The sequence below is a fragment of the Bacillus sp. OV166 genome (genome assembly GCF_900177675.1).
GTDB lineage: Bacteria > Bacillota > Bacilli > Bacillales > Cytobacillaceae > Neobacillus.
Map to the genome: position 1 here is coordinate 6050514 of NZ_FXWM01000001.1, position 24695 is coordinate 6075208.

Annotated in this window: 21 protein-coding genes and 1 pseudogene; 10 read left to right on the plus strand and 12 right to left on the minus strand. The window is 38.5% G+C overall.

The window, feature by feature from the left end:
• Positions 1-542: 542 nt before the first annotated feature.
• Positions 543-1538 carry a S9 family peptidase gene (locus tag CCK98_RS29655; protein ID WP_088089884.1) on the plus strand — a complete coding sequence of 332 codons (996 nt, stop codon included), beginning with the start codon at positions 543-545 and terminating at the stop codon, positions 1536-1538.
• Between the two features lie 156 nt (positions 1539-1694).
• On the opposite strand, the pseudogene CCK98_RS29660 reads toward CCK98_RS29655, so the two are convergent.
• Both CCK98_RS29660 and CCK98_RS36875 read right to left on the minus strand, forming a co-directional pair.
• Positions 1695-2561: pseudogene (locus CCK98_RS29660) on the minus strand (IS3 family transposase); the annotation flags it as partial.
• Positions 2488-2820 (minus strand): transposase, encoded by a 333-nt coding sequence (locus tag CCK98_RS36875; protein WP_306298975.1) that lies wholly within the window; start codon positions 2818-2820, stop codon positions 2488-2490. The gene CCK98_RS36875 and the pseudogene CCK98_RS29660, both read right to left, overlap by 74 nt.
• A gap of 18 nt (positions 2821-2838) precedes the next feature.
• On the opposite strand from CCK98_RS36875, the gene CCK98_RS29665 reads away from it, so the two are divergent.
• From CCK98_RS29665 to CCK98_RS29680, 4 genes are all read left to right on the plus strand, one after another.
• Positions 2839-3465 carry a 4-hydroxyphenylacetate 3-hydroxylase C-terminal domain-containing protein gene (locus CCK98_RS29665; protein ID WP_088089885.1) on the plus strand — a complete coding sequence of 209 codons (627 nt, stop codon included), beginning with the start codon at positions 2839-2841 and terminating at the stop codon, positions 3463-3465.
• A gap of 263 nt (positions 3466-3728) precedes the next feature.
• The gene (locus CCK98_RS29670; protein ID WP_088089886.1) at positions 3729-4799 is read left to right on the plus strand and encodes an LLM class flavin-dependent oxidoreductase; all 1071 of its coding nucleotides are present in this window, start codon (positions 3729-3731) and stop codon (positions 4797-4799) included.
• A 399-nt stretch (positions 4800-5198) separates the two neighbouring features.
• Positions 5199-5678 carry a hypothetical protein gene (locus CCK98_RS29675; protein ID WP_088089887.1) on the plus strand — a complete coding sequence of 160 codons (480 nt, stop codon included), beginning with the start codon at positions 5199-5201 and terminating at the stop codon, positions 5676-5678.
• A gap of 360 nt (positions 5679-6038) precedes the next feature.
• On the plus strand, positions 6039-6464 hold the full coding sequence (locus tag CCK98_RS29680) for a MaoC family dehydratase (RefSeq protein WP_027323078.1): 426 nt from the start codon (positions 6039-6041) through the stop codon (positions 6462-6464).
• Between the two features lie 357 nt (positions 6465-6821).
• Here CCK98_RS29680 and CCK98_RS29685 read toward each other — a convergent pair whose 3' ends face one another.
• Together CCK98_RS29685 and CCK98_RS29695 are read right to left on the minus strand one after the other, a co-directional pair.
• Positions 6822-7439: a hypothetical protein gene (locus CCK98_RS29685; RefSeq protein WP_088089888.1), complete on the minus strand. Its 618-nt coding sequence runs from the start codon at positions 7437-7439 to the stop codon at positions 6822-6824.
• 929 nt (positions 7440-8368) lie between these two features.
• Entirely contained in the window at positions 8369-8581 is a 213-nt protein-coding gene (locus CCK98_RS29695) for a hypothetical protein (RefSeq protein WP_088089890.1), read from the minus strand.
• Positions 8582-8841: 260 nt separating this feature from the next.
• Between CCK98_RS29695 and CCK98_RS29700 the strand changes: the two genes are divergently transcribed.
• On the plus strand, positions 8842-9342 hold the full coding sequence (locus CCK98_RS29700; RefSeq protein ID WP_088089891.1) for a DinB family protein: 501 nt from the start codon (positions 8842-8844) through the stop codon (positions 9340-9342).
• A gap of 269 nt (positions 9343-9611) precedes the next feature.
• Here the strand turns inward: CCK98_RS29700 and CCK98_RS29705 are convergent, their stop codons facing one another.
• Positions 9612-10271 carry a hypothetical protein gene (locus tag CCK98_RS29705; protein WP_088089892.1) on the minus strand — a complete coding sequence of 220 codons (660 nt, stop codon included), beginning with the start codon at positions 10269-10271 and terminating at the stop codon, positions 9612-9614.
• A gap of 539 nt (positions 10272-10810) precedes the next feature.
• Here CCK98_RS29705 and CCK98_RS29710 point away from each other — a divergent pair.
• The 3 genes from CCK98_RS29710 (at position 10811) to CCK98_RS29720 (ending at position 15154) form a co-directional block, all read left to right on the plus strand.
• Positions 10811-13033, plus strand: a complete 2223-nt coding sequence (locus tag CCK98_RS29710) for a glycerophosphodiester phosphodiesterase family protein (protein WP_256942492.1) — start codon at positions 10811-10813, stop codon at positions 13031-13033.
• Positions 13034-13451: 418 nt separating this feature from the next.
• Positions 13452-13655 (plus strand): DUF3311 domain-containing protein, encoded by a 204-nt coding sequence (locus CCK98_RS29715; RefSeq protein WP_088089893.1) that lies wholly within the window; start codon positions 13452-13454, stop codon positions 13653-13655.
• Positions 13655-15154, plus strand: coding sequence for a sodium:solute symporter (locus CCK98_RS29720; RefSeq protein ID WP_088089894.1), 1500 nt, complete (start codon positions 13655-13657; stop codon positions 15152-15154). Before CCK98_RS29715 ends, CCK98_RS29720 begins: the two co-directional genes overlap by 1 nt.
• A 452-nt stretch (positions 15155-15606) precedes the next feature.
• Here CCK98_RS29720 and CCK98_RS29725 read toward each other — a convergent pair whose 3' ends face one another.
• The 5 genes from CCK98_RS29725 to CCK98_RS29745 all read right to left on the minus strand — a co-directional run bounded on the left by CCK98_RS29725 (position 15607) and on the right by CCK98_RS29745 (position 21133).
• A complete protein-coding gene (locus CCK98_RS29725) occupies positions 15607-17073 on the minus strand; it encodes a sodium:solute symporter (protein WP_088089895.1) in 1467 nt (488 codons plus the stop codon).
• Positions 17070-17258 carry a DUF3311 domain-containing protein gene (locus CCK98_RS29730; protein WP_088089896.1) on the minus strand — a complete coding sequence of 63 codons (189 nt, stop codon included), beginning with the start codon at positions 17256-17258 and terminating at the stop codon, positions 17070-17072. The genes CCK98_RS29725 and CCK98_RS29730 overlap by 4 nt, the downstream gene beginning before the upstream one ends.
• A 239-nt stretch (positions 17259-17497) precedes the next feature.
• Positions 17498-18589: a tartrate dehydrogenase gene (locus tag CCK98_RS29735; protein WP_088089897.1), complete on the minus strand. Its 1092-nt coding sequence runs from the start codon at positions 18587-18589 to the stop codon at positions 17498-17500.
• Positions 18590-18606: 17 nt separating this feature from the next.
• A complete protein-coding gene (locus CCK98_RS29740) occupies positions 18607-20058 on the minus strand; it encodes an aldehyde dehydrogenase family protein (protein ID WP_088089898.1) in 1452 nt (483 codons plus the stop codon).
• Positions 20051-21133: an aromatic ring-hydroxylating dioxygenase subunit alpha gene (locus tag CCK98_RS29745; RefSeq protein ID WP_088089899.1), complete on the minus strand. Its 1083-nt coding sequence runs from the start codon at positions 21131-21133 to the stop codon at positions 20051-20053. Before CCK98_RS29745 ends, CCK98_RS29740 begins: the two co-directional genes overlap by 8 nt.
• A gap of 275 nt (positions 21134-21408) precedes the next feature.
• On the opposite strand from CCK98_RS29745, the gene CCK98_RS29750 reads away from it, so the two are divergent.
• Entirely contained in the window at positions 21409-22782 is a 1374-nt protein-coding gene (locus CCK98_RS29750; protein WP_088089900.1) for a sigma-54-dependent Fis family transcriptional regulator, read from the plus strand.
• Between the two features lie 83 nt (positions 22783-22865).
• Here the strand turns inward: CCK98_RS29750 and CCK98_RS29755 are convergent, their stop codons facing one another.
• Entirely contained in the window at positions 22866-23699 is an 834-nt protein-coding gene (locus tag CCK98_RS29755) for a carbohydrate ABC transporter permease (protein ID WP_088089901.1), read from the minus strand.
• On the minus strand, positions 23699-24631 hold the full coding sequence (locus tag CCK98_RS29760; protein WP_256942493.1) for a carbohydrate ABC transporter permease: 933 nt from the start codon (positions 24629-24631) through the stop codon (positions 23699-23701). The genes CCK98_RS29755 and CCK98_RS29760 overlap by 1 nt, the downstream gene beginning before the upstream one ends.
• Between the last annotated feature and the right edge of the window lie 64 nt (positions 24632-24695).

A 24695-nucleotide genomic window follows, 5' to 3' on the forward strand; every position in this document is an offset into this window, starting at 1 on the left:
TAGTTTTAAATTATACACACATTTATATATTAGTCAATACTAAAATTACAGAAATTAGAGAAGTAGGATTGTGAAACATTATACTTAAACTAACGGGCAGATTAGTTTAAGTACATTCCTTCACAAAGTCATAAAAAATATGACTTTGTGAAGGAATCGTCTTCATCTAAAAAACAAGCTGCCCACTAATATATTAACGGGTTCTCTTTTGGAGTACAAAACAGACAAAAAGTAATGCAAATAGCCACCTAATTCGCATTTGAATTAGATGGCTTATTTTTGTTGGTATATAAACGTTTAAGGGTTAATAACTTTGTAGCAAGGAAGCCAGGATTCATATTAAATAATCAGGTGCTTTAAGGGAAGATAGACAGAGCTGTTAATGCAGCTTTCTTTTTTATTGAAGTAACGGGAAATTACCCTTACCAAAAGAAATAGTCTGCATTAAATTTTTTATTAGTATTTTAGTGACTCAGTTAGTATTTTGGTTTATATTGGTAAATACAGGTCTAGAGTTTTATATTTAATAGGGGGAAAAAGACTTGATAGAAAAACAAGTAGAATTTAAAAGTGATTTAATATTAAAAGGCACTTTAGCTTTGCCAGAAAAAGATGGAAAATTTCCTGCGGTTATTATGTTACACGGTTCAGGACCAGGAGATAGAGATTCTAATGTCAAAGGTATTAAAAATATCGACGTATTTAATACCTTTGCAAAGTATTTTTCAGAAATAGGAGTCGCTTCATTAAGGTACGATAAGAGAGGTGTAAAAGAAAGCGAAGGGTCTTATCTAGAATGCGGAATGTGGGATTTAGTAAACGATGCAGTCGCAGGAATTCGCTTCTTAAAAAACCATCCTCAAATAGATAACAATAAGATTATTATAATGGGACACAGTGAAGGATGCTTGCTTGCACCTGCTGTAAACAAAATAGAACCAGTTGACGGAATTGTATTCCTTTCTGGAGCGGTTGGTAGCCTATCAGAAGCCATTGATTATCAATTGGGGAAATTTTCTGAGGAAATTAAAATGAAAAAAGGGTTCTTGGGATGGTTATTACGTGTTTTGAAAGCAGACCAAAGAGCTGTAAAACAAAATAAGAAGACAATGGATAAAGTGAATCGAAGCAAAAAAACGGTAATGAGGATAAGTATGGTAAAAATTAATGCAAAATGGATTAGAGAACATCATCAGTATGATGTAGGAGACGATTTACCTTTCGTTGAATGTCCAGTCCTTGCGATAACAGGTTCGAAAGACCTTCAAGTAAATCCTGATGATGCGAAAAAAATTGCAAGTTTAGTAAAAGGACCATCTGAATATCATATTTTAGAAGGGCTTAACCATATACTTCGAAACCAAGAAGAAGATCTTTCGTTTCTTAAAATCAAAAAAATATATATGAAAAACTTAGATAAACCATTAGATAGCACTCTTATTTCATTAGTAAATGATTGGCTTAAAAGGACCTATTTAACTGAAATTATGTTGGAACCTAAAGTTGGAACATTAAATCTAAAAGAACAAATAAATTAACGACAGTATAAAGATAAAAGAAAGACTGAATTCCAGATTTCAACCTTATTGGATTGACCCATCTTCAACAAACGGGGTGCTTTAATTTAACAAGCAAATAAAAAAGTCGATTCCTTATCTTTGAAGTGACCCCGTAAAGTTAGACACATTATTTCGTTAGGCAGCTTGTTGGGCATGAACTCGGTATTGAACTGGGCTCATGCCTTTTAATTTTGCCTTGATTCGTTTGTGATTATAGTATTTTATATACTTTTCTAGTTCTTGCTTAAAGTGTTCCACACTCTCAAATTCTTTTAGATAAAGAAATTCGGATTTCATAATGCCAAAGAAATTTTCCATAACGGCGTTATCGTAACAGTTCCCTTTGCGTGACATACTTTGTGTAATGCCACGTTTACAGAGGGCATGACGGTATTGTTTCATTTGATAATGCCAGCCTTGATCAGAATGAATAAGGAGTTTATCCTCGTCCGTTAAGCGGTCAAAAGCTTGATCTAACATTGTTGAAACAAGCGAATAGGTTGGTCTTGAACCAATGGTATATGTAATGATTTCCCCGTTAAATAAATCCAACATCGGCGATAAATATAGCTTCTCTCCAAATAGTTTAAACTCCGTTATATCTGTAACCCATTTCACATTTGGTTTTTCTGCTTGGAAATTGCGATCTAAAAGATTAGGGGCAATCTTCCCAACCTTTCCTTTGTAAGAGCGATATTTTTTTATACGGACAAGACATTTTAATCCTAGTTCTTGCATGATACGCTGAACTTTTTTATGGTTTGTTTTGTGTCCTCGATTTCTAAGTTCGTCATAAATTGCTTGAATCAATTTTTTTAGCTCTGCATCTGGATCAGGACGACCAAAATTTTTAACCCAATAATAATAGGTGCTTCGCGGAATGTCTGCGAGCTGTAGAAGTGATTTCACCGGAAATTCATGCCTTAATTCATAGACTACCTGCGCTTTGTCTTGTTTGGTGATTTTTCCTTGTATCTTCCCCAAAAATCTCATATTGTTTAATCCACTGGTGAAGCACACTATGATGTACACCGATAGAATTAGCAATTGTTTTCCCACCGTCATTACCATTTAAATATTCTTTTACTGATTGTATTTTTTCTTCTGGAGAAAATTTCACCATAAAAAATGCACCTCGAATTGTTAGAGTGTGTCTAACAATTCGGGTGCAGTTCATCTTCAGGAAATCGGCTTTTTGATGTTGATATTTGGTTAGCGTACAAAATTTCCGAAATGTTGGCGGTACCCTTGTTATCAACATCCAGAAGCCTCTTATAAAATCTTTGCTGAAAGCAGCTTTTATCCGCTAATTGCACACCAAATTACATCTAGGAGAATTGTTAAAACTGAATTTATTCTCGGTGTTGCACATATGCTTGTTAATACGATCAATGTTGAGGAATTTCAACATATTCATGAAAAGATAACAGAAGTGATTTCGGGACTTGAAACTCTTAGAGCACTATTGTCTACCTCAGAAGTGAATGCTAAATTGGACAAATGGGGGACAATGGTTCCTGATTTTAACCCATTAAGCACAGCCATTTTAATATATACCCGCTTTTACCCTCGGTTTTGCGAAATTTTGCAACAAATTGGAGCCAGTGGACTCGTATCGATTCTAAGTGAAGTTGACTTTTCGTCTGAAATAAAAAATGACCTCGAAATCTACTTACAAGCTACTAATGTAAATGCGAATGAACGAGGAAGACTTTTTCGTTTGGCTTGGAACATAAGCATGAATGCATTTGGCAGCAGGCAATCGTTATACGAACGTTTCTTTTTTTGTGATCCGATTAAAATGGCCAGTAATATCTATCATAGTTATGATAAGAACCAAAGTATCTCCCTGGTAAATACGTTCTTAAAAAATGCTAATGAAAACTCGTCGATTGGCAAAACGTAAGGCGAACCAAAAGATGTAGTTGTTCTAATGGACATGGGACAGTCTCCTAAGGCTGTCCCTGAAGTTTTTCTCCGAATCTTTTAAAAACTCTAGTCCATTTCGCTTGAATGATTGATTCTATCTTTACACTAACAAAATTTATTTTTTCAATAATTCGGCTTGTTTTAATAATTTAAAGTGTATTGGTCAAAGGAGTCATTTATATATATATATAGAATGAGTTAGTTCGCTGGTATCCCAATAACCTTAGTAGGAGGAGACTTATGGGAAAAGAAATAAATTTGAATTCTGGAATAGAAATAGGCATCTACACTTTTGGGGAACTACTTTGCGATCCTTATACAGGTCAATTAATAAGCGCAAAACAACGTATAAATGAAATTATAGAGGCAGCAAAACTGGCGGATGATGCAGGACTTGACGTGTTCGGGATTGGTGAGCACCATCGTTTGGATTTTGCTGTATCATCTCCCCACATTATATTAGCGGCTATTGCCCAAAATACTAGCCAAATTAAGCTGATAAGTGCAACAACCGTTCTGAGCACAGTCGATCCTGTCCGTTTATTCGAGGATTTCGCAACATTAGATATTGTTTCAAATGGTCGTTCTGAAATAGTAGCAGGGCGGGGGGCGTTTTTGGAATCATTTCCACTGTTCGGATATAATCTGGATGACTATGATCGTTTATTCTCCGAGAATATTGAACTTTTATTAAAATTAAATGAGAATGAGCGTATTACCTGGAAAGGCCATTTCCGCTCGGAGCTTAAGGGTGTAGATATTGCCCCCCGTCCAATTCAACAGAGAATCCCCATTTGGATAGGTGTTGGAGGTTCACAAGAAAGTGCAGAACGTACTGGCAGGCTGGGGGAAGGGTTGATGTTAGCGGTGCTTGGAGGAGACCCTATTCAATTTAAGCCACTAGTCGAGGCCTATCGGTATGCAGGGTTAAAGGCTGGCCACAATTCAAAAAAACTTAAGGTGGCAATTGGTGCACATGGTTATATTAGTAAAACATCTCAAAAGGCTAAGGAAGAATTCTACGCTTATTATACAAACTATTTCAAGTCTTTTATGAAAAACGGAGGGCAATTGAAAATCTCTCAAACAGATTTTGAGCAAATGGCTGGTCCGAATAACAGCTTATTTGTCGGGAGCCCGCAGGAAATTATTGAAAAAATTCTACGCCAACATGAATTGTTTGGACATCAACGCTTCCTTGCTCAAATTGACATAGGTGGTTTACCTTTTAAAAAAGTTGCTAAAAACATAGAGCTATTAGCAACTAAGGTAGCTCCGGTGGTCCGCAGGGAAACTAAAAAAGGCTGCTAAAAGAAAAACCTTTAGTAGCTTTAGCTAGCAATTGCTATAACTGTATCCGTTGGATTACGGCCCTCGGTATTGTGGAGTTCAAAAGTTTGATCAAAATCATAAACTATGTTTTTCCATTAAAGGGCGCAATTCTGTAGCAAGAATTGTGCTCTTTCTTTATGTTAATGGATCATTTAACTTAATAAGACTTCCAGATAAAACTGGATATTTATGTTAATATTGGTGTGAGATTGTGAAGAAATGTACTTAAACTATAGAAGCAGGTTAGTTCAATAAAGAAAAAAATTTTTGGAAGGTCTTTTTTTCCAATGGTACATAAAAAAGTAAGTAATTGAAATAATATGAAAGGGTATTTATCAGTTGGATTTAAAATAGTTAACTTATTTAAAGAGGGATGTTATGTACTGGAATGGTGTATTAAAAAGATTAGACCTATTTGCTAAAGGTTCGTGGTTTATTTATCTAATAGGATCAATACTGCTATCTCTTTCTATTACTACAACTAAAAATATTTCACGGAGAGAGTGGCTTTTACTTTTTGGAATGATTGGTTTTTATGGTTGGATGGCTAACATTATCTTATTTTTTATATTTGATCAAATGGATTCAGGAGATCCCTCTATTGGTGGTATACCTGATATTTTTATGTTTGTAATTGGACCAGCTGCAACTGCGATCTTGTTTTTAAATCGATATAACACTCCTACAAAGTTAATCAGGGTAATTTTCTTTTCAATGTTATCTTTTCTAGTGGAATATATATTAGGGAAATTAGGTTTTTTAAAATTAAAAGGTTGGAAACCTGTTTACTCAATCCCTTTTTATTTGTTGCTATTTGGGATTGTTCTACCTTGGACATTAAAAATTATAAGAAAATAATAAAGAGGTAAATTAAATTTTCTAACTTCACGGAAAGGGGGCAAGAGTTGAAACTAGGGGATCGCTGCGGCGATTCTTTTTTTATAATGAAATCAAAGATTGTGAAATAATGTACTTAAACATCGGGTGCAAGAGTTCAAGAATGGGTTGCTGCAGCAGCATCTTTTTTTCTTATTGAACTTACGAAACAGGATAGTTAAATAAGGTATTTACAATTGCAAAGATGAATTATATATATCCCCAAAAAAGTATTCTTTTCTATTGATTTTAGAGGATTTTGAGTATTTTTTTAACTTGATGTGCATTTGATGCTACCTTAATATAAACAAGTGTAAAAGTTTCTAAATAAGAGGTGTAATTATGAAGTTTGATGAGTTTACAGTTGGACAGGTGTTTGAAACTAAGTCCTTCAAAATGACAAAAGCGGATATTATGAGATTTGCAGGAGAATTTGATCCTCAATATATGCATTTAGATGAGGAAAAAGCAAAGCAGGGGAGATTTGATGGAATCATCGCTTCCGGACTACATACATTAAGCATTTCAGTAAGGCTTTGGATTGAACAAGGTATCTATGGTGATGATATCATCGCTGGAACAGGGATGAATAATATGAAATTTATAAAACCGGTGTATCCAGGTGATGAATTGTATACCATCGCCGAGGTTATCGATAAGAAAGAGACGAAGAATGAATCGGGAATCATTACTGTATTGTTATCTACTTACAACGATAAAGAAGATAAAGTATTAGAAGTAGACCTGTCGGGATTGATTAAGCGATGATGTGTTGTAATTGAAAATAAGTGAAATAATCTACAGAAGTCAATTACGGCTTATGGGTTGAGTATTTTCATAATTTCATTTTTGGAAAGGGTCTTATTCCACTAACGGGTGCGATTGTTCAATAAGAACAGTCGCTATTCTTGTTACGCTAACGAAGCAGTTACTTGAAGAAAGAAATGTTTAATTTGTTATTGAATTAATAATGAAGGATTTTTTGGTGAAGGGGTTTTATCTAAATGGAAAACGTAAGATATTTAATCGAAACAAAGAAAACCTGGTTTTGATGAATCGGATATAAAGCTGGCTGAAGAAAAGTTAGGTGTGATTTAAGCCCTACTTTCTTTCCACTTAATTGTCCTAGGTTACTTCTTTTATTACTCCAATCACTGAAATGACAGAACCAATTGCTTGGATCCAACTACCTGTTGCTACCAATGATTCGGATTCGGATTGTCCATTATTTTTTTTATAATAGTCCTCATAATAATAGCCTATCTTTTTTTGTTTATTTTCATTATCATTTTCATCTTTTCTTTTTAGTGCCTCTGACCATCCTATTGCCTGTAATGAGTTTCCTATAAATTGTGTTATGCTTCCTACAATGTTTTCGGATTGGCCTGGGAAGGGAGGGAGATCAATTGCATCTCCAATATTAACCGCTAAACCTAAAGCTTGTATCCAGTTCCCTGTAATGAATAATTTATAGGATGCTTCTTTCCTGATGTCAAAAACCAGTCCTGTAATGACAGTAAGATTCCCACTTGCTGTTATTTCTTTTCCAACTGACCTAAGGACAGTCCCTTTTGCCTCCGCATCAATAGCATTTCCTTCAGCCTGTAAAACGTTTCCCAATAGAATTAAGTCATCACGTACGTTACTTTTTATATAGTTGGACGGCATAGAACCAATTGCAGCTGTTATTGTTCCCACAGATACTAGCACAGAACCTACTATTGCTTTAGATTCGCTTCCCATTTTAACCACCAACCTGCCACAAGCTTTAAGTATATAAGAAAAAACCTTTATCGTAGTATTATGAATTAAGGTCCGAATGTGTACCTAATTATTAAAACTAACTTTCTTCATTAGAAAAGACCCCAAGTATTGAGGGGCTGCGTAAATTGAAGATCATGGGTTGTCATTGGAATTTCTTTTTCTTATTAAGGAACTGGCAGGTTACTTGAAGAAGGATAAGGAATTATTATATCGAATATCTATGAGATACCACCCTTTTTTGGAGGACAAGACTTGTGATAACCAAAGCAGAAATAATAAATCAACCTTTTTCGGGACAGTACAAGGAGAGAATTTATGACATAACAAGTTCATGGAATTCTCCAAATTGGACTTTGGTAAAATTTGAAGACGAGGATTTTAATGAATGGTGTGGTGAGTTTAGAGGTTCACCACGGATATTGCAGTATCAAAGAAGTATAAAACAGTTCTTGTCCTTACTTCCGATTACTTATTTCAAGTTGATAGTGATAGCGGAGAATTAACGGAATATGAATCCCAGCCTCAATATCAATGTTTAACAGTAACACCATCAGGGGATTTCATAATAGCGGATTATTATAGCATTGAAAAAATAGAATCATCAATAAAAGATACGATACCAGTGAAAAGTCCAATTAAAATGGACACAATTAAATTTCATGGTTGGTCTAAGAATAAGTTATTAATTACATGTGATGAATTTCTAAATTGGGATAATCAACTAGCGTTAGAACTTGACGGTGATACATTAGAAATTATTATAAAAGAAATCACTTGAAATATGACTTACCTTCTTGAAGTAACGGGTGCTTTAGTTGAAGAGAGCCACTGATTTTTATCAATGGCTTTTTTGTTTGTTTAATGGAAGACCTCTTACGATTAACTATTTATTCAATCACGGCGGAATTCTAGTTACTTAATTCCATTAATAATTCGTGGACAATGTGTTGTTCATAATCTTTTGGCTTATCCAATAGTATCCCTCTTCTTGACGCAGCTGCAATTATTAGTCCTAATTCATAGTACATATTTTTAGAAACTAATCCTTTTGAAATCATTTTCTTCACTTCATAATAAAATTGAATCAAAAAATCACTTGGTAATTTTTCATACAAAGACATTTTTGAAAACACCCACTATTCCTACTGCTCTAATAGGAATAATATCAATTAAAACTGAAATTGAAAAGAGTTTTTCGCCAGATTCATAAATTTGTCATTTTATTACAGATACGTTTGACAATACTGCTTTAATCTTGTTGAACTAACGGAGCAGGTTTGTTGAAGAAGATATTTGTAATCGAATATTGAATAATTAGTTATATATACAAAAAATGTAAAAGTTTTAGATTTGAGTTAATTAATACAAAGGAGGAATTAAATTGAGCGAACTTAAACTGATTAATACTTACAAAAACGAGCTTCAAAATTACTCTTTGGCACAGCTAAGATATATATCTGAAGAAGCGGTTTGGTCTATTGGGCAAATGTATGACCATTTAATCCTTGTTGGCCATGAGTATCTAGATAATATGGAAACATGTGCTACCTTAAATGATGAACAACCCCTTGGGAAAACGGAGTTTGGTGAGCATTTATATAAGATCGGAGGGTTTCCACCAATTAAAATTAAATTACCGGATGAACTAAATGCTCCACCTAATAATTCATATAGCAAGGACGATCTTATCAGCAGAATCGATCAAGTAATTCTAAGGTTGAGCCAATGGGAATCGAAAGTGGATAATATAAACCCAAATTATAAAGTCGAGCATGGAGGGTCCGGCTGGCTGAATGCAAGGGAATGGTATGATTTGGTTGGTATGCATTTTCGTCATCACTTGCGCCAAAAGGATGAGTTAGAACAAAGGCTTGTTAAGTAACGGGTGTGTAAGTTGAGGATAGGATTGCTTTGTCGAGCCTGTTTTCTTATTCAAGTAACGGGTGCGTTAGTTTAAGTAGCTTTGAATTAAAATATTGAAGCAGCTCAGTTCAAAAATTGGACTGAGCTATTTATTTTTATAATCAAAAAGCACCGCAAAATGCGGTGCAAATTCATATACATTTTAATATACATTTGCAGCTACGAATTCACGTTTTGCGATAGGCAATGGAATCAGTTACCAGCATTGGATGATCCTTTTTGAAAGAATTACATTTTCTTTCCGTTGTTTTCTTTTTTATTGCTTTGACTCGCTGCCTTTTCTTTAGCTGCTTGAGAAACTTGTTGTCCTCGGTTGGTTTTTGTTGTGGTTGCACTAGTTGTCTTATTAGTTTTCGTCGTAGTTGTACTAGTTTTCGACGTCGTGGGTGTTGTCGCTGTCGTTGGTGCTTTGGCGCTTGTCGCAGGTATCGTTGGTGCAGCAGGCTTTGTGGTTGTCCTTATTGCAGCAGTTCTCGTTGTCGTGGATTTACTCGTTGTTGTTGGTGCTTTTGTGCTTTTTACAGGTATCGTTTTTGCAACAGGCTTTGTAGTTGTGGTCCCTCTTGGATTAGCAACGCTGGTTGTCGTTCGATCGCTGGATTTTTCCCTATTTTGTTGAACGGCTGCTACTGCCGTATCATTGGTATTCCTATTTTTTAAAGATACCTTGAAAACAGGACGGTCCTTCACATTAGCTGCTGGTGTTTGAGGTTTGTCCTTTTTTTCTGCTGGGTTGATTACATCCGCTTTTTTTCGGTCCGCCGATATAGGTAAAGCTATTTCTTTTGTTAATTGTTTAATAGGTTGACCTAACAAAGCGTTGGCGACAGAAAACGTAACAGATCCTGCTAATACCATCGCAAGGGCTCCCTTGGTTATTTTAATCATGTTAAACCCCTCGTGTTTTTTTGTGTGTTCATACTAATAGAATACGAACGAACCAAAATATCTTATGGGGGTAGGAAACAAAAACAGAATTTGGTAGTCTATTTAACTTACCTTGCAAATAGATCATATTTTGTAAAAAAACTATATTTTTCGAGATGGGATATAGTATTAACTATTAATCGTTACCGCTGACTCCCTTTTTCTGTGTTCACGGGCACAATTAGCTTTTTTTGTTACCGCTGACTCCCCTTTTCTGTGCTCACGGGCACGATTAGATTCCATTTGTTACCAAACATAACTAGAATTATAGAGTAAAACGAAAGCTGAATGGATATTATCCCCATTCAGCTTTCTGCCTGATCTTAAGCTATTATAGGTAATTTTTCATGCAAAGTAGATCTATTTTTAATAGTCTATTATAAGAAAAAGGTACTATTTTTGTCCGTTTTACCAAACATTAACATTCTATCAATAGCGACTTTACAATTCTCCTATATTTTTAAATACGATATACATAAACTTATAGGAGATGATTGGAAATGAAAATGAAAAAGAGTTTGATTGCTGGATTAGCTACGCTGTCTCTTTCGGTTACTTCAGGTGCTCCTTTGGCCGTTTTAGCCCACCCTATTCAAAATGCAGCTACTGATAATGGACAATCTACATTACGTCCAATTACCTCTGATGTTGCAGTCATTGCCCATCGCGGGGCATCTGCGTACGGTCCGGAACATACATTGGCAGCCTATAAGCAGGCAATGACGATGAAAGCCGATTATGTGGAATTCGATTTACAAATGACGAAAGATGGCCAGTTGATTGCCATGCATGATGAAACGCTGGCGAGAACAACCAATGCAAAGGAACTTTATCCAGACCGGGCACCTTGGCGGGTAAAGGATTTTACTCTTGAAGAGATCAGCCGACTGGATGCAGGTTCGTGGTTTAATAAAACTTATCCAAACATGGCGAAAACTGAATACATCGGACAGCATGTGCCGACACTCGAGGAAGCCATTAAATTTGTAAAAAAACATGGTAATGGAAAAGTTGGCCTTTACATGGAAACAAAAGCGCCAAACGTTTATCCAGGAATGGAAGAGAAAGTAATTGAAATCTTGAAAGAAACCAATGTACTTGATGACGAAAAGCTTTTTCTCGAATCATTTAGCGAGGAAAGCCTTCGTAAATTAAAAACGCTTGCCCCTAATGTAAAGCTGATTCAACTGTATTCAGGAAGTATGCTGACGGGGAAGGATGTATACCAGGAAATGAAACGGATCTCTGACTATGCCGCCGGCGTAGGTCCTAGTAAGGAGCTTGTTGTACCGAAACTAATGGAAGCCGCTCATCAGAATCAGCTTCTAGTGCATCCATGGACAGTCAATTCAGAGGACGATATGGTTTCCTTGCTTTCCCTTGGTGTGGACGGGGAGTTCACAAACAATACGGACCAGCTTGTTGATTTACTGGAAAAGCCGTATATTTCACATGGAGTGGCAAGCGGAGATGTAACGGATTCATCAGCGATTTTATGGGCGCGCACCAATGTAGAGGCAAGAGTTCAGTTTGAAATTTCAACTGACAGCAGTTTCAAACACGATACAATCGTCAAAACGAGCCGTGCAGATGTAGCGCATGATTATACAGTAAATGTAGAGGTTAACGGATTAAAGGCTGATACCAAATATTATTACCGGGCCCATGCGGTTTCAAGCCAGTATACCGTAAATGGTTCATTCAAAACGGCACCAGAAGAAAACAGCTTAAAGCCAATGTCAATCGTTTGGGGTGGAGATACGGGCGGCCAGGGAGAGATTCCGCCATATAAATCTTTCAAAGCGATGTCTGCCATCAATCCAGACTTCTTCCTGTTCAGCGGAGATACCATCTATGCTGATAATAAGACACCGGCTGTTCCTAACCCTCCTTCTGAAACCATTCAGGATTTCTGGGCGAAATATAAGGAGAACCGTACGGATGCTGGATTACGCAGCCTTTTACAGAAAACAGGAACGTTTGCGATCTGGGATGATCATGAAGTGACCAATGACTTTTCAGGTCCTTCCCAGCCGTTGACGCAAGCGGGGTTGGGTGCGTTTAAGGATTATTGGCCCATTTCAAGTGAACGCAGTTCAGCGAACAAGCTTTATCACAAGTATTCTTGGGGTAAATCAATGGATATGATCATTCTTAACAACCGTGGCTACCGCTCTCCAAACACCATGGCAGATGGACCTGATAAAACAATGCTCGGCGAAGAACAAGTAAAATGGCTGGAACAGCAGCTTCTCGAATCAGATGCCAAGGTTAAATTTGTCGCGACTTCCGTGCCAATCTCCGTTCCGACTGGAAAAGCAACTGCCAGGGATGGATGGGCAAATGGAAATCAAGTAAACCCTAATGATCTAACAGGATATGAGAACGAGTTCAAAAAAATCTCTGATTTTATTATCGAAAAAGGAATCAAAAACGTTTATTTCGTCACAACTGATGTCCATTTTGCCGAAGTCATCAAATATGATGCAAATCATGACGGCAAAACAGATTATCACGAATTAATCAGCGGTCCGATTGGAGCCGTAAAAATCAATCCTGGTACATTGGATCCTACCTTCGGCCCTGAACGCTTGTATGCGGAAGGAAACTTCTTCAACTTCGGTGTGTTCCATGTAGATCCGGCAAAAAATCAAGCAGGAGTGGAAATCCGCGATGAAAACGGAAAAGTCCATTTCAGCCAAACCTTCCAGCTTGAAGATTAAAAAATAGTAACCGAAAACCAGGAGACTGTCTCCTTGATTTTATCAACACTAAGAAGCACCGGGCCGCCGCCTGGTGCTTTTTTCAAGCGAATATCAAAACATTTCCTTACGTTCTGCGAGAGGACATGAACTCAAGGGTCTGGGCTATCCCTTCTTTGTAGGAAGTCCGCGGAACATAAAACGCATCACATATTTTACTAATGATTTTATTAAATAATAATTAATCCAAAATAAACCCAGTAAAGAATAATAGTTTGTTAATTAGAATTTTACAAATTATTAAAAAATTCACTTGTAATCTCTTGGAAAAATTGTTAGTATAACGTACATGTAAAATTATTTAACAATACTATTATAGGGATAAAACTACTATTCATTTATAGTAAAAATCTACTATGATCATCAGGAGGTTCTTAAAATGGGCAGAAAATTCATGAAATTTACATTAATTATACTCCCTTTTATTTCTCAGTTAGCGGTACTACCTTTCGTCAATCGAATTGACCCGATTATTTTAGGGTTACCCTTCCTTCAATTTTGGTTCTTTTTATGGATCGTATTAACACCTTTATGCACATTGGGCATTTATCAACTTCAAAAATCAGAAGGGAGTCTTGACTAATGCAGGGAAATTTAACAGCTTTGTTAATCACAGTATTCATTGTCTTGACCGTTGTTTTGATTGGATTTATAGCTGGGAGAAATAAATCTTCACGAAGCTCAGTAGAGGAATGGTCTGTTGGCGGCAGACGCTTTGGCGGATTGCTGGTTTGGTTTTTAGTAGGCGCTGATTTATATACAGCATATACATTTTTAGGACTAACAAGTACATCCTACGCGGCTGGAAGTCTTGCATTCTTTGCTATCCCTTACTGTATTTTAGCCTATTTTGTTTCTTACTTTTACCTTCCTAAACTCTGGAAAGTAGCGAATCAATTTAAGCTAACCACACTGGCCGATTATGCGCGGGAGCGTTTTGGCAGTAAACTTCTTTCTTCTATTATTGCTATAGTAGGCGTATTAATGCTCATCCCGTATATTGATTTGCAGTTAGCCGGGATTCAAGATACGCTTCAAGTCGCTGGAACAGGTTATATTAATGTGAAGGTAGTCGTCATTACGTCATTCCTACTTGTTGCACTTTTTACATTCTTTAGCGGAATCAAAGGCCCTACCTATACAGCCATCATTAAAGATGTTCTCGTATGGGCGATTATGTTATTCCTTGTGATTTCTCTTCCGATTATCCATTTTGGCGGCTGGAGCCCAATGATTGATACACTTGTGAAGGAATCACCGCAATTACTGACGATTCCTACATCTGGCCCTAAAGGCATTCCATGGTTCATGACCGCATCACTTGTCTCTGCCTTGGCATTATTTATGTGGGCTCATGGAGCAACAGGAGTATTCACAGCGAAAAGTGCGGATGCCGTTCGAAAAAATGCCATGTTCTTGCCGTTATATAATGTGGTCTTAATCCTAGTTATTTTCCTTGGTTTTGTGGCTTACCATGTGTTGCCGGCTGGAAGCGATCCGCGTTTTGCCTTTTTAAATCTAATCCAAGTTTCATACGGCGGTATTGGACAAGGTTTAGCTTATTCAACAATTGCCTTAGCATCATTAATCCCATGCTCGATTATGGCCATCGGTGCTTCCAACTTATTTGCAAACAACATTTATCGCGATTTAATCAATCCCAACGTAAAAGGCGCTAAATTAACTCTCGTCACTCGCTCCATGGTGTTTGTTGTCATTGGTCTTGCATTATTATTTGGACTGTTATTCCCTACAGCACTAGTATCTTTACAGCTCTTAGGTGTTTCAGGAATGGTGCAAATTTTCCCAGCGATTGTTGTCAGCTTATTCTGGAAAAATCAAACGAAACAGGCAACAATTATTGGATTACTCGTGGGATTAGCAACAACATTTACAGTATACGGAACAAACAGCTCATTTGGTATTTATGAAGGGTTTTGGGGATTATCAGCCAACTTATTATCTATTATTATTTTGAATCCTTTTTTCGCAGCAAAAGCGAAATATCAAACAAATTCTGTAAAAGAGTATCTGTTTAATCCATCAAAATCTGTAAAATCAAAACTTAGAACAGGCGCATAATGGGGGCGTTTTAGCCCCCAGTGGGTAGCCCAATCAATGCTGAGTTTCATCTTAAAAGTAAGAGGCTTCTTTATTGGAAAATTACACTAACATCTTATAGCTAAAAGAGCGGGCACAATCCAAAAAAGGACGAAGCCCCTCTTATTTTTTTGCTCATTATTTTAACCCTTACTCGTTCGGAATCCTAGCCGCTATATGCTACGGTCGCATAGATTACATGGTCCTGCTACCGCATTAGAGGTTGCCTGGTGTCCTTTCTTTGAATTTTGCTTTGGTATTGTAAATTCCTGCATTTATAAAAAACCTACAAAGGAACATCCTTTGTAGGTTAGTTGGAGATAAGTGATTAGGTTTTTTAAACTAAACTTTTAACGCTTCTTGTTCAACCTTTTGCATCTTGTTTGCACCTATAAAGTGAACCCGTTAGGATAAAGGCTGTTATTCGATAACAGTTATACAGCTTTTGTCTCAATCCCTGTCTCTATTTTCACTGATGTTCTAGTAAATGCACTGACCGCGAACATGAAAACAATGTTAACGACAAGGGCCGCTATACCGATATCAAGATCTTTTATAAACGAAGGGGCTTCCGGAAAGAACGTCCCCATAGTTGAACTGGTTATGGTTACATAAGCGACCATGATGACACCGGCTATAATTCCTGCAGATGCGCCTGTTTTGTTTACAGGGTTTTTCTTCCATAAGCTGCAAAGCAGTGGAGGGAATAATTGCAGCACAAAGCTGTAAGCCATGATCAGCAAGGCAATAATACTGTTTCCACCGAAAAAAGTGAAAAATAAAGCGATTAGTGCCACAATCGGGACAAACCTACGCGTGTATCGTCCAATTTGCTCATCGGTGGTATTCGGTTTGATCGCCTTATATATATTTTTCGATAAAATCGTCGAGGCTGTTAGTAATAACATCGAACACGGAACAAGTGCGGTTAAGATACCGGCGGCTCCTATGACTCCGACCACCCACGGATCGAACGTTGCTTTTGCGATTTTAAAGAGAGCTAAATCTGTATCTGTTCCTTGTAAATTTGGAATTTGTAAAAGGGCTGTGAAGCCAATGAATAAAATGAATACTAAAATGATTTGGTAAAGCGGCAAAATAGCAGCATTCTGGCGCAGTGTCCTTTCATTTTTTGATGATAAGCTTGCACCAAAGCATTGAGGCCACATATATTGCCCTAATCCGATCGTTAAACATGTCGAAATATACCAGGATATGCTGTATCCTTCTTTAGGAATTAATAAAAACTCCGGCTTTGCCGCATCCAATGTTTCAAACATCGGCTTTATTCCGCCGTGGTAGTGATACGGCAAATAAATACCTAAAAATAGAATCACAACGAGAAGGAGAATGTCTTTTAAAATGGCTGTTGAGGCTGAACCGTGAATACCAGACAATGTCACAAATATGGTGACAGCAACCACCCCAATGCACACCGCTAAATTCGGTGAAATCGCACCATATGAAGTCTCTGATACAATGATTTTAAGTCCTTTTAACTGTAAAACGATATAAGGAATCATCGAAACGACCCCGACAATGGCTACTAATAACCCGAGTGGTTTACTATCATACTTCTTTGCAAAAAAGTCAGATTGAGTAATCACTCGATGCTTTTTGGCATAACGCCAAATAGGAGGCAAAATCCAGAACGGCACAATATAACAGAAGGCGTTGAAGATATAAATGATAGGTCCTCCCATTCGGTAGGATCCGCCGCTTCCTCCCAGAAACACATACGTTGTAAAAATTTCACCAGCCATTAACACAAACATGGTGATAGAACCAAAATTACGGCCGCCTACGGCCCATTCTTCGAGCTGTTGTCCTTTGCGGGCACGGACACCTAAATAGAAAGCAAGAAGAAGAGTAGCTATGAGAATGAAGATAGCACTATTCATTTAATTCCCTCCTGTCTATCTATCAGAATATTAATAATGTACAAAAATAATGAAGTTAAAACGAGCCAGGCAGTCGCCCAAAAAACAATGAAGGGTAACCCAAATATATACGGCTCGATACGGTTTACAACTGTGAACGCACCAATAATAGGAATTATTGCTAGGATCCAAATTAAAACTTTCACTCAGATATTCCCCCTCACGAAATTTAGTATGAATTTTCAGACTTTATACTCTCTGCTTATTTCGAATTCACCGAATTCTATTAGAGTAGAGTATTGGTAATATAAAAACAAGTGAGTTTAGCATCATGTTTGAAAACGCTTTAAATTTTTGAAAACAAAAATGAAATGAGTATTACATAAAAGGCCGAATTGAGACCTTTTATGTAGTACCTAATACAGCAGATGAATCTATCAGTCTATCAGCTTTTCACATTTTGAGAAAAAACTAAAGATTTCATCAGGTCTACTACACGGTTACCTACGTCTGATGTAGTAGAAGTTCCATTCATATCAGGTGTCAAAACTTCATCTTCCACCAAAAGTTGTTCGATCGCATCCAACACTAGTTTTCCGTATGCTTCATAGCCGAAAAAGTCGAGCATTTGGCTTGCGGACCAAATAGCGGCAAGCGGATTGGCAATCTGCTGTCCTGCAATATCAGGAGCTGATCCGTGAATCGGCTCAAACATTGACGGAAAGTCTCTTTCCGGGTTAATATTCGCTCCAGCAGCGAGCCCTATTCCACCAGCGATCGCCGCACCCAAATCCGTTAAAATATCGCCGAACAAGTTCGATGTCACAACGACTTCAAAGCGTTTTGGATCTTTAATCATCAACATCGCCGCCGCGTCGACGAGATAAGTTGCAGTTTTGACTTCAGGATAGTCTGCGCTCACTTCTTCAAATACCTGGTCCCAGAAAACCATTGAGTAATTAAGGGCGTTTCCTTTAGAAATGCTCGTCAGCGATCTTCCTTCTTTTTTCGCCGTTTCAAACGCGTAACGAATGATTCGCTCTGTGCCTTTACGGGAAAATACACCGTTTTGCAAAACGACTTCGTGTTCCTGCCCTTTAAACAGCCAGTCACCTGCGCCTGAATATTCGCCTTCACTGTTTTCACGAATGAACAGCATATCGATGTCTTCGCGTTTCACATCCACAAGCGGCAAGTGAGCCCCCTTTAACAGCGTCACAGGCCGAATATTAACATACTGATCAAAACTTTTTCGGATTTTCAACAACAAATCCCATAGGGAAATATGGTCCGGGACACCGGGAAACCCAACTGCTCCCAAATAAATCGCGTCAAACTCTTTCAGCTGTTCAATTCCATCATCATCCATCATTTTTCCATTTTTCGCGTAAAATTCGCATCCCCATGGAAAGTAAGTGAAATTAAATTGGAAACCCGCATCAAGTTCAGCCACTTTATTTAATACTTTGACCCCTTCATTAATGACTTCAGGGCCAATGCCGTCACCGGCGATAACTGCTATTTTAAATTGCTTCACAATGATCTCCCTCGTTTTTAGCCTTGGTTCCAAACGACCAATTTCATTTCAGTCATTTCTTCCACAGCGTATTTTATTCCTTCACGGCCTGTCCCACTTTCTTTCACACCGCCGTATGGCATTTGGTCGACACGGTAGGTCGGCACGTCATTAATAATTACGCCGCCCACATGCAATTCCTGTGAAGCGTATAAAGCATTTTTTACATTGTTTGTGTAAATTCCGGCCTGCAATCCGAAGCGGGAATCATTCACTTGCTCAATCGCTTCTTCAACTGAACTCACTTTGTTTACAACGACAACCGGTGCAAATGCTTCCTGACAAGAAACTTTTAACGAATGGTCCGCATCTGTAATAATTGTTGGCTGAAGAACGCCATCTTGAAGTTTGCCGCCCGTAGCTATTGTTGCATCGCTGCCTTTCGTTTCTTCGATCCAGCCTAGGACACGTTCAGCTTCCCCTTTAGAGATTAAAGCGGAAATATATGTGTCCGAATCAAGCGGGTCGCCGATTTTCAGTTTCTTCGCTGCTTCAGTGAACTTCACAACAAATTCTTCATACACATCTTCATGTGCATATACACGCTGCAGAGAAATACATACTTGCCCTTGGTTAGAGAAAGCCCCCATGATGCAGCGGTCAATAATGGAATCGACGTCAATATCTTTGTCGATAATTAATGCCGCGTTTGAACCGAGTTCAAGTGTCGTCTTTTTCAAACCTGCCTTGCTTCGGATGCCGATGCCGACGCCCGGACTACCTGTGAATGTGACCATGCTTACACGGTCGTCTTCGACAATGGCGTCCCCGACTGTGCCACCGGGACCAGTTACTACATTTAATACTCCCGCTGGGAGACCCGCTTCTTCAAATATTTCCGCGATAAAGAGGGCAGACAGCGGTGTTTGCGATGCTGGCTTCAAGACAATCGTATTGCCAGCCGCAATCGCCGGCCCGACTTTATGAGCAACAAGGTTCATCGGGAAGTTAAACGGTGTGATCGCTCCAATCACCCCAATCGGCTCTCTAACCGTGTAACCAATTCGTCCGACGCCGCCAACGGCTGCGTCAAAAGGAATAGTTTCTCCGTGAATTCTTTTTGCTTCTTCAGCCGCAAACTTATACGTTTCAATCGTTCTAGCCACTTCCGCTTTCGCGAACATAATTGGTTTAGCTGATTCACGAGAAATCACTTCAGCCGCTTCAGCCGCTTTCTCTTTTAAAAGCGCCACAACCTTTTCCAAAATCTCCGCCCGCTGATACGCCGGCATTTTCGCCATACTTGCGCGTGCCTCGTAGGCCGCCGCAATCGCCTGTACCGTCAGGTGTTTATCTGCCATCGCAATTTGAGCGATTTCTTCCCCAGAATACGGGGAGTATAAAGGAGCATATGTTGCTGTTTCTACTTTTTCGCCATTGATCATCAGAAACTGCTTCTTCGCTTTTACTTCATTCGCTAAATTACTCATTGAGGGCCTCCAATACCATTTCATGAAATTGTACAATTGCTTTTTCTGAAGACGAATATCTTCCTTTGTTAAATGCACGAGAGCGGAAACCGATTTGTTCTAACTCGACAAGTTCCACATCTTCCAGGCGAACTTGTTCAGCAAAAGCAACTAAGTCTTTTTCTTCTTGAGTCAAATTCTCATCACGGAAATAATAAGTATAAAGAATCAAAGTTGTTTCATGATCAATCGGCACCAATTGAATCGTCGCCATATTGCCAGGTCCCGGATAAATGGTCAACATTAGGTTTGGCCACAGCCAGAAGAAAGATCCGCCTTGCATTTCCGCCTGATTTAAATCGACTGTTCCATAATTTTTATCCGGTTTAACAATGGAGCCTTGTAGTGAATAATTTTCACAGGTAATAATTTGATAATCATCCATGTCAAGGGCTGCAACGAAGCTTGGATGAGCGACATGACAGTGGTCACACTCTAAATAATTGTCAATAAACGCTTTCCAGTTCGCTTTAATCACCCGTGATGTTTGGTTAGTTCTTTTTAACTCACTTAAAAACGGATATTTGCTCAAGCGGTCGAAGAAATCGCCGTAAGATTCGCTAAGCGGCTTCGCGTTATCGTCCAAGTTGACAAAGATTAAAGATTCCATGATTTCCATGCGGACTGAACGTAAACAAGCGTCTTGTACACAAGCTGCATCTTCACCTTTAAAGTTAGGTGCTTTGTTTAATTGCCCATCTAATTTAAATGTCCAGCCATGGTAGGCGCATTGTAAAATTTTCTTCTTACCTGACTCACTTTTTTCAAGCTTTGTCGCACGGTGCGGACAGACGTTATAAAAGGCGCGGATGACTTCATCCTGGCCACGAGTCACGATAATCGGTTCGTTAGCTACTTCCGTCGTAAAGAAAGCACCTACTTTTTCTAACTGACTAACATGCCCCACAAGCTGCCAAGATTTAGAGAAAACAAGATCCATTTCTTTTTCAAGTACTTTCGGATCTGTGTATTTGTCATAAGTCAATGTTCTTTCAAATGTCCGATTGGTTGCATTTCCTACTGTGTTATAAGCCATAATTCATTCTCCCTCATAAATATATTATTTTTAAGTACTTGCTGGCAAAGACTCTATTAAATATTTAAAATAGTACAACAATTAATGACATACTAGCTTTGCAGCCTGTCAATCTTATATATGCAATTTGTGTGCCAACTTTTCAAAACAGTGCAAACACACAAATAATTTCGATTTTTATTAAAAACGCTGTCATTTTGAGTTATAATTGACTCGATATAGTCACATTTTTGTCAAAATTAACTCATTCCCTTTTGAAAAGAGAGGATCATTCTATGAAAAGTCCTGATGCAACAGGCAATATTGAGTTGACGCTTCAATCTCTTTTAAAAATTCTCGATCATTCCTCCGATGAAATTTTCGTCCTCGACGGTGAAAAGCGGATTCTTTATGTGAACCAGGTCTGTGAGCGCCATTATGGGCTGAAGCCGAGTGATGTCATCGGCAAATACAATGTCGAATTATTTGAAAAAGGCTACTGGAAACCGTCCATTGTGCCGGAAGTGTATAAAAGTAAAAAGCCTTGCTACTTGAGGCAACAGACGTATATCGGCGCTGAACTGATAACGTCGGCGGTTCCCATCTTAAATGACGAGGGGGAAATCGAACTCGTCGTCATCACATCGACCGAATTGCAGACATATAAAATGGGAAAAGTAAATGGAATAAGTGGTGAGTCAATAACCACTCAAACGGAAGATGAAGCGGGCCAGTTCATTACTAATAGCAGCAAAATCAATCGAATCCTGGCTTTTTGCGAAAAAGTGGCGCCAACGGATTCCACGATTTTAATCCAGGGAGAATCAGGAACAGGAAAAGGCGTTCTCGCCCATTACATCCACCGGATTAGCAAGCGGAAAAGCGGCCCGTTCCTGACGATTAACTGCGCGGCCATTCCTGAAGAGCTGCTTGAATCTGAACTATTCGGCTATTCAAAAGGGGCATTTACCGGAGCAAACAAAACCGGAAAACCGGGGTTAATCGAAGCTGGGAATGGCGGCACAGTTTTTCTTGATGAAATTGGAGAAATGCCGCTCGCTCTGCAGGCAAAGCTTTTACAAGTAATCCAAGATAAACAGTTCATTCCAATCGGCAGCAGCGAATTGAAAAAAGTCGATATCCGCATCGTCGCCGCAACAAACCGGGACTTAATTGAAATGGTCCATGACAAAAGATTCCGGGAAGATTTATTTTACCGGCTGAATGTGATCGACATTCACCTGCCGCCGCTGCGTGAGCGCAAAGAAGATATCATTCCGCTCACGTACAACTTTTTACACCAATTCAATAAAAAGTACCATGACAACAAAGTCATCTCGGAAGAATGCTTGAATATATTAATCCATTATTCATGGCCGGGAAATGTACGCCAGCTCGAAAATTTGATTGAACGGCTAGTCGTCATTAGCGACTCAATCATCCAGGTGGCCGACTTGCCTGATATGATCACCGACAACGTTGAACAAGTCACCCAGCTCGCTCTCCCCACTTCACTCGATAAAGCGATTGACGAAACAAAGCGGTTCTTAATTAGAAGAGCTTACCAAACTCACAAATCGTCCAGGAAAGTCGCAAAAGACCTCGATATCAGCCAGACGAAAGCCTCGAAACTAATCCGGGAGTACTGCGAGGATTTGATGATTAATTGAGCGTCTTAGACTTTCTTAGACATATTGCTCTCAACCCATTTATTTGAAGAATTAAAAGAAGGGACTTCATTGAGTCCCTTCTTTTAGCCCTTAACAGAGCCTTGTGTCATACCTTCCACGATGTATTTCTGCGCAAATGCGAACAAAATAAGCGTAGGAATAACAGATAAAACAGTAGCTGCAGACATGGCACCCCAATCAATATCATATTTTGTGATAAAGGAATTCATGGCGACAGGTATCGTTTTCGCTTCTTCTTTGTCGATAAACATAATTGCTAGAAACAACTCATTCCAGCACTGGACAAAGGCGAAAATAAAGGTAGCCGCAATACCAGGCAGCATCACAGGAATGATGACTTTAAATAAAGCGTTAATCCTCGAACAACCATCAATCATAGCCGCTTCTTCAAGACTAGAAGGAATCCGTTCGAAGAAACCTTTCATAATAACGGTACAAAAAGGGACCATCATCACCGTATACATTAGCATAAGAGAGGGTAGGCGGTTTAGCAACTGAAGCTTGGACATCAATAAATATAAAGGCGCCAACCCAATGAATAATGGGATCATTTGTGTAATGAAAAAAGCAAAGATCACTTGCGATTTCCCTTTAAACTCAAACCGCGCCAGTACATAGCCGCTCAGAGTTGCAATAATAAGCGAGAAAATCCCTGCCACGATCGATAGGATTAAACTATTCATGATATAGATATTAAAGCTAGAGATTTTAAAAATATTAATATAATTATCAAACGTAATCGTTTCTGGCCAATAGTGAATCGGAAAAGTAAACATTTCCTTCTCTGGTTTTAATGAAGTAATGAAAATCCAGTAAAGCGGAAACACGGTAAAGACAAGGAATAAGGATAAAAAGATAACCTTAAACAGCAGTCGCCAGTTGATGTGTCTCGCCATTAAAAATCACCCGCTTTATTAAATTTCGTTGCCAACAAATAAAAAATAGAAAAGAAAAGTAGAAGGAAAATCATAATGACACCCACTGCTGCTGCTTGTCCGTAGTTTTGTCCCATTATAAGTTTCTCCAGCATATAGGTCGAGAGAATATGGGTCGAACCCGCAGGCCCACCATTTGTTAGTGAATAAATCAAATCAGGAAAGTTTAATATCCAAATCACGCGTAATAAGGTAGTGACAATAAGTGTCGGTAAGATATACGGAATGGTAATCTTAAAAAGCTGCTGGAAATAGTTTGCCCCGTCGATCTTGGCAGCTTCATACAATTCGTCTGGGATAGATTGCAAGGCTGCTAAAATCATAATGGCGAAGAAGGTAATACCATACCAAACGTTAGCAACAATGACAGAAACCATGGCCCAGGTCGGATCCGCTAAAAAAGGGATTGCAGTATCAATCAAACCCAACCTCATTAAAAGGTCATTAATCACTCCGCTTTGGCCATTCAACATCCAACGCCAAATCAAGCCGATTAAGAAACCGGACATCGCCCATGGAAAAAAAATAAAAGCTTGGTAAACTCCTCTGCCACGGAATTTTCTCCTTAATAATAACGCGACAATAATACCAATAGTAAATTGAGGGATTAATGAGAAAAAGACCCAATAGAAACTATTAATCAGTGACTCTCTAAAACCAGCTTCAGCCATGATGGTTTTAAAGTTATCAAGACCGATAAACTCGATGTTCGTTAAGTCAAATAACGAATAGCTTTGAAAGGCCATGACAATCCCTTTGAATAATGGGTAATAGATAAAGATGGTGACGAGCAATAAAGCTGGGAGTAAGCAAAGGAAAATAAAAAGTCCATGTTTAGATATACGAAATGACGGCAATCCCCGTTCAGTTACGATTTCAGTTTGTGTTTTCAACTTTTATAATCTCCTTTCCGTAAAAAAGAAATGAGGGCAGAAGAACATGACTGCCCCCAAACAA

Coding starts and splice junctions, on each gene's coding strand:
- CCK98_RS29750 (WP_088089900.1), top strand. CDS start 21,409: ATGAAAAGTCCTGATGCAACAGGCAATATTGAGTTGACGCTTCAATCT.
- CCK98_RS29675 (WP_088089887.1), top strand. CDS start 5,199: ATGTACTGGAATGGTGTATTAAAAAGATTAGACCTATTTGCTAAAGGT.
- CCK98_RS29745 (WP_088089899.1), bottom strand. CDS start 21,133: ATGGCTTATAACACAGTAGGAAATGCAACCAATCGGACATTTGAAAGA.
- CCK98_RS29720 (WP_088089894.1), top strand. CDS start 13,655: ATGCAGGGAAATTTAACAGCTTTGTTAATCACAGTATTCATTGTCTTG.
- CCK98_RS29755 (WP_088089901.1), bottom strand. CDS start 23,699: ATGGCGAGACACATCAACTGGCGACTGCTGTTTAAGGTTATCTTTTTA.
- CCK98_RS29670 (WP_088089886.1), top strand. CDS start 3,729: ATGGGAAAAGAAATAAATTTGAATTCTGGAATAGAAATAGGCATCTAC.
- CCK98_RS29740 (WP_088089898.1), bottom strand. CDS start 20,058: ATGAGTAATTTAGCGAATGAAGTAAAAGCGAAGAAGCAGTTTCTGATG.
- CCK98_RS29685 (WP_088089888.1), bottom strand. CDS start 7,439: ATGGGAAGCGAATCTAAAGCAATAGTAGGTTCTGTGCTAGTATCTGTG.
- CCK98_RS29715 (WP_088089893.1), top strand. CDS start 13,452: ATGGGCAGAAAATTCATGAAATTTACATTAATTATACTCCCTTTTATT.
- CCK98_RS36875 (WP_306298975.1), bottom strand. CDS start 2,820: ATGTTGATAACAAGGGTACCGCCAACATTTCGGAAATTTTGTACGCTA.
- CCK98_RS29680 (WP_027323078.1), top strand. CDS start 6,039: ATGAAGTTTGATGAGTTTACAGTTGGACAGGTGTTTGAAACTAAGTCC.
- CCK98_RS29725 (WP_088089895.1), bottom strand. CDS start 17,073: ATGAATAGTGCTATCTTCATTCTCATAGCTACTCTTCTTCTTGCTTTC.
- CCK98_RS29710 (WP_256942492.1), top strand. CDS start 10,811: ATGAAAATGAAAAAGAGTTTGATTGCTGGATTAGCTACGCTGTCTCTT.
- CCK98_RS29705 (WP_088089892.1), bottom strand. CDS start 10,271: ATGATTAAAATAACCAAGGGAGCCCTTGCGATGGTATTAGCAGGATCT.
- CCK98_RS29695 (WP_088089890.1), bottom strand. CDS start 8,581: ATGTCTTTGTATGAAAAATTACCAAGTGATTTTTTGATTCAATTTTAT.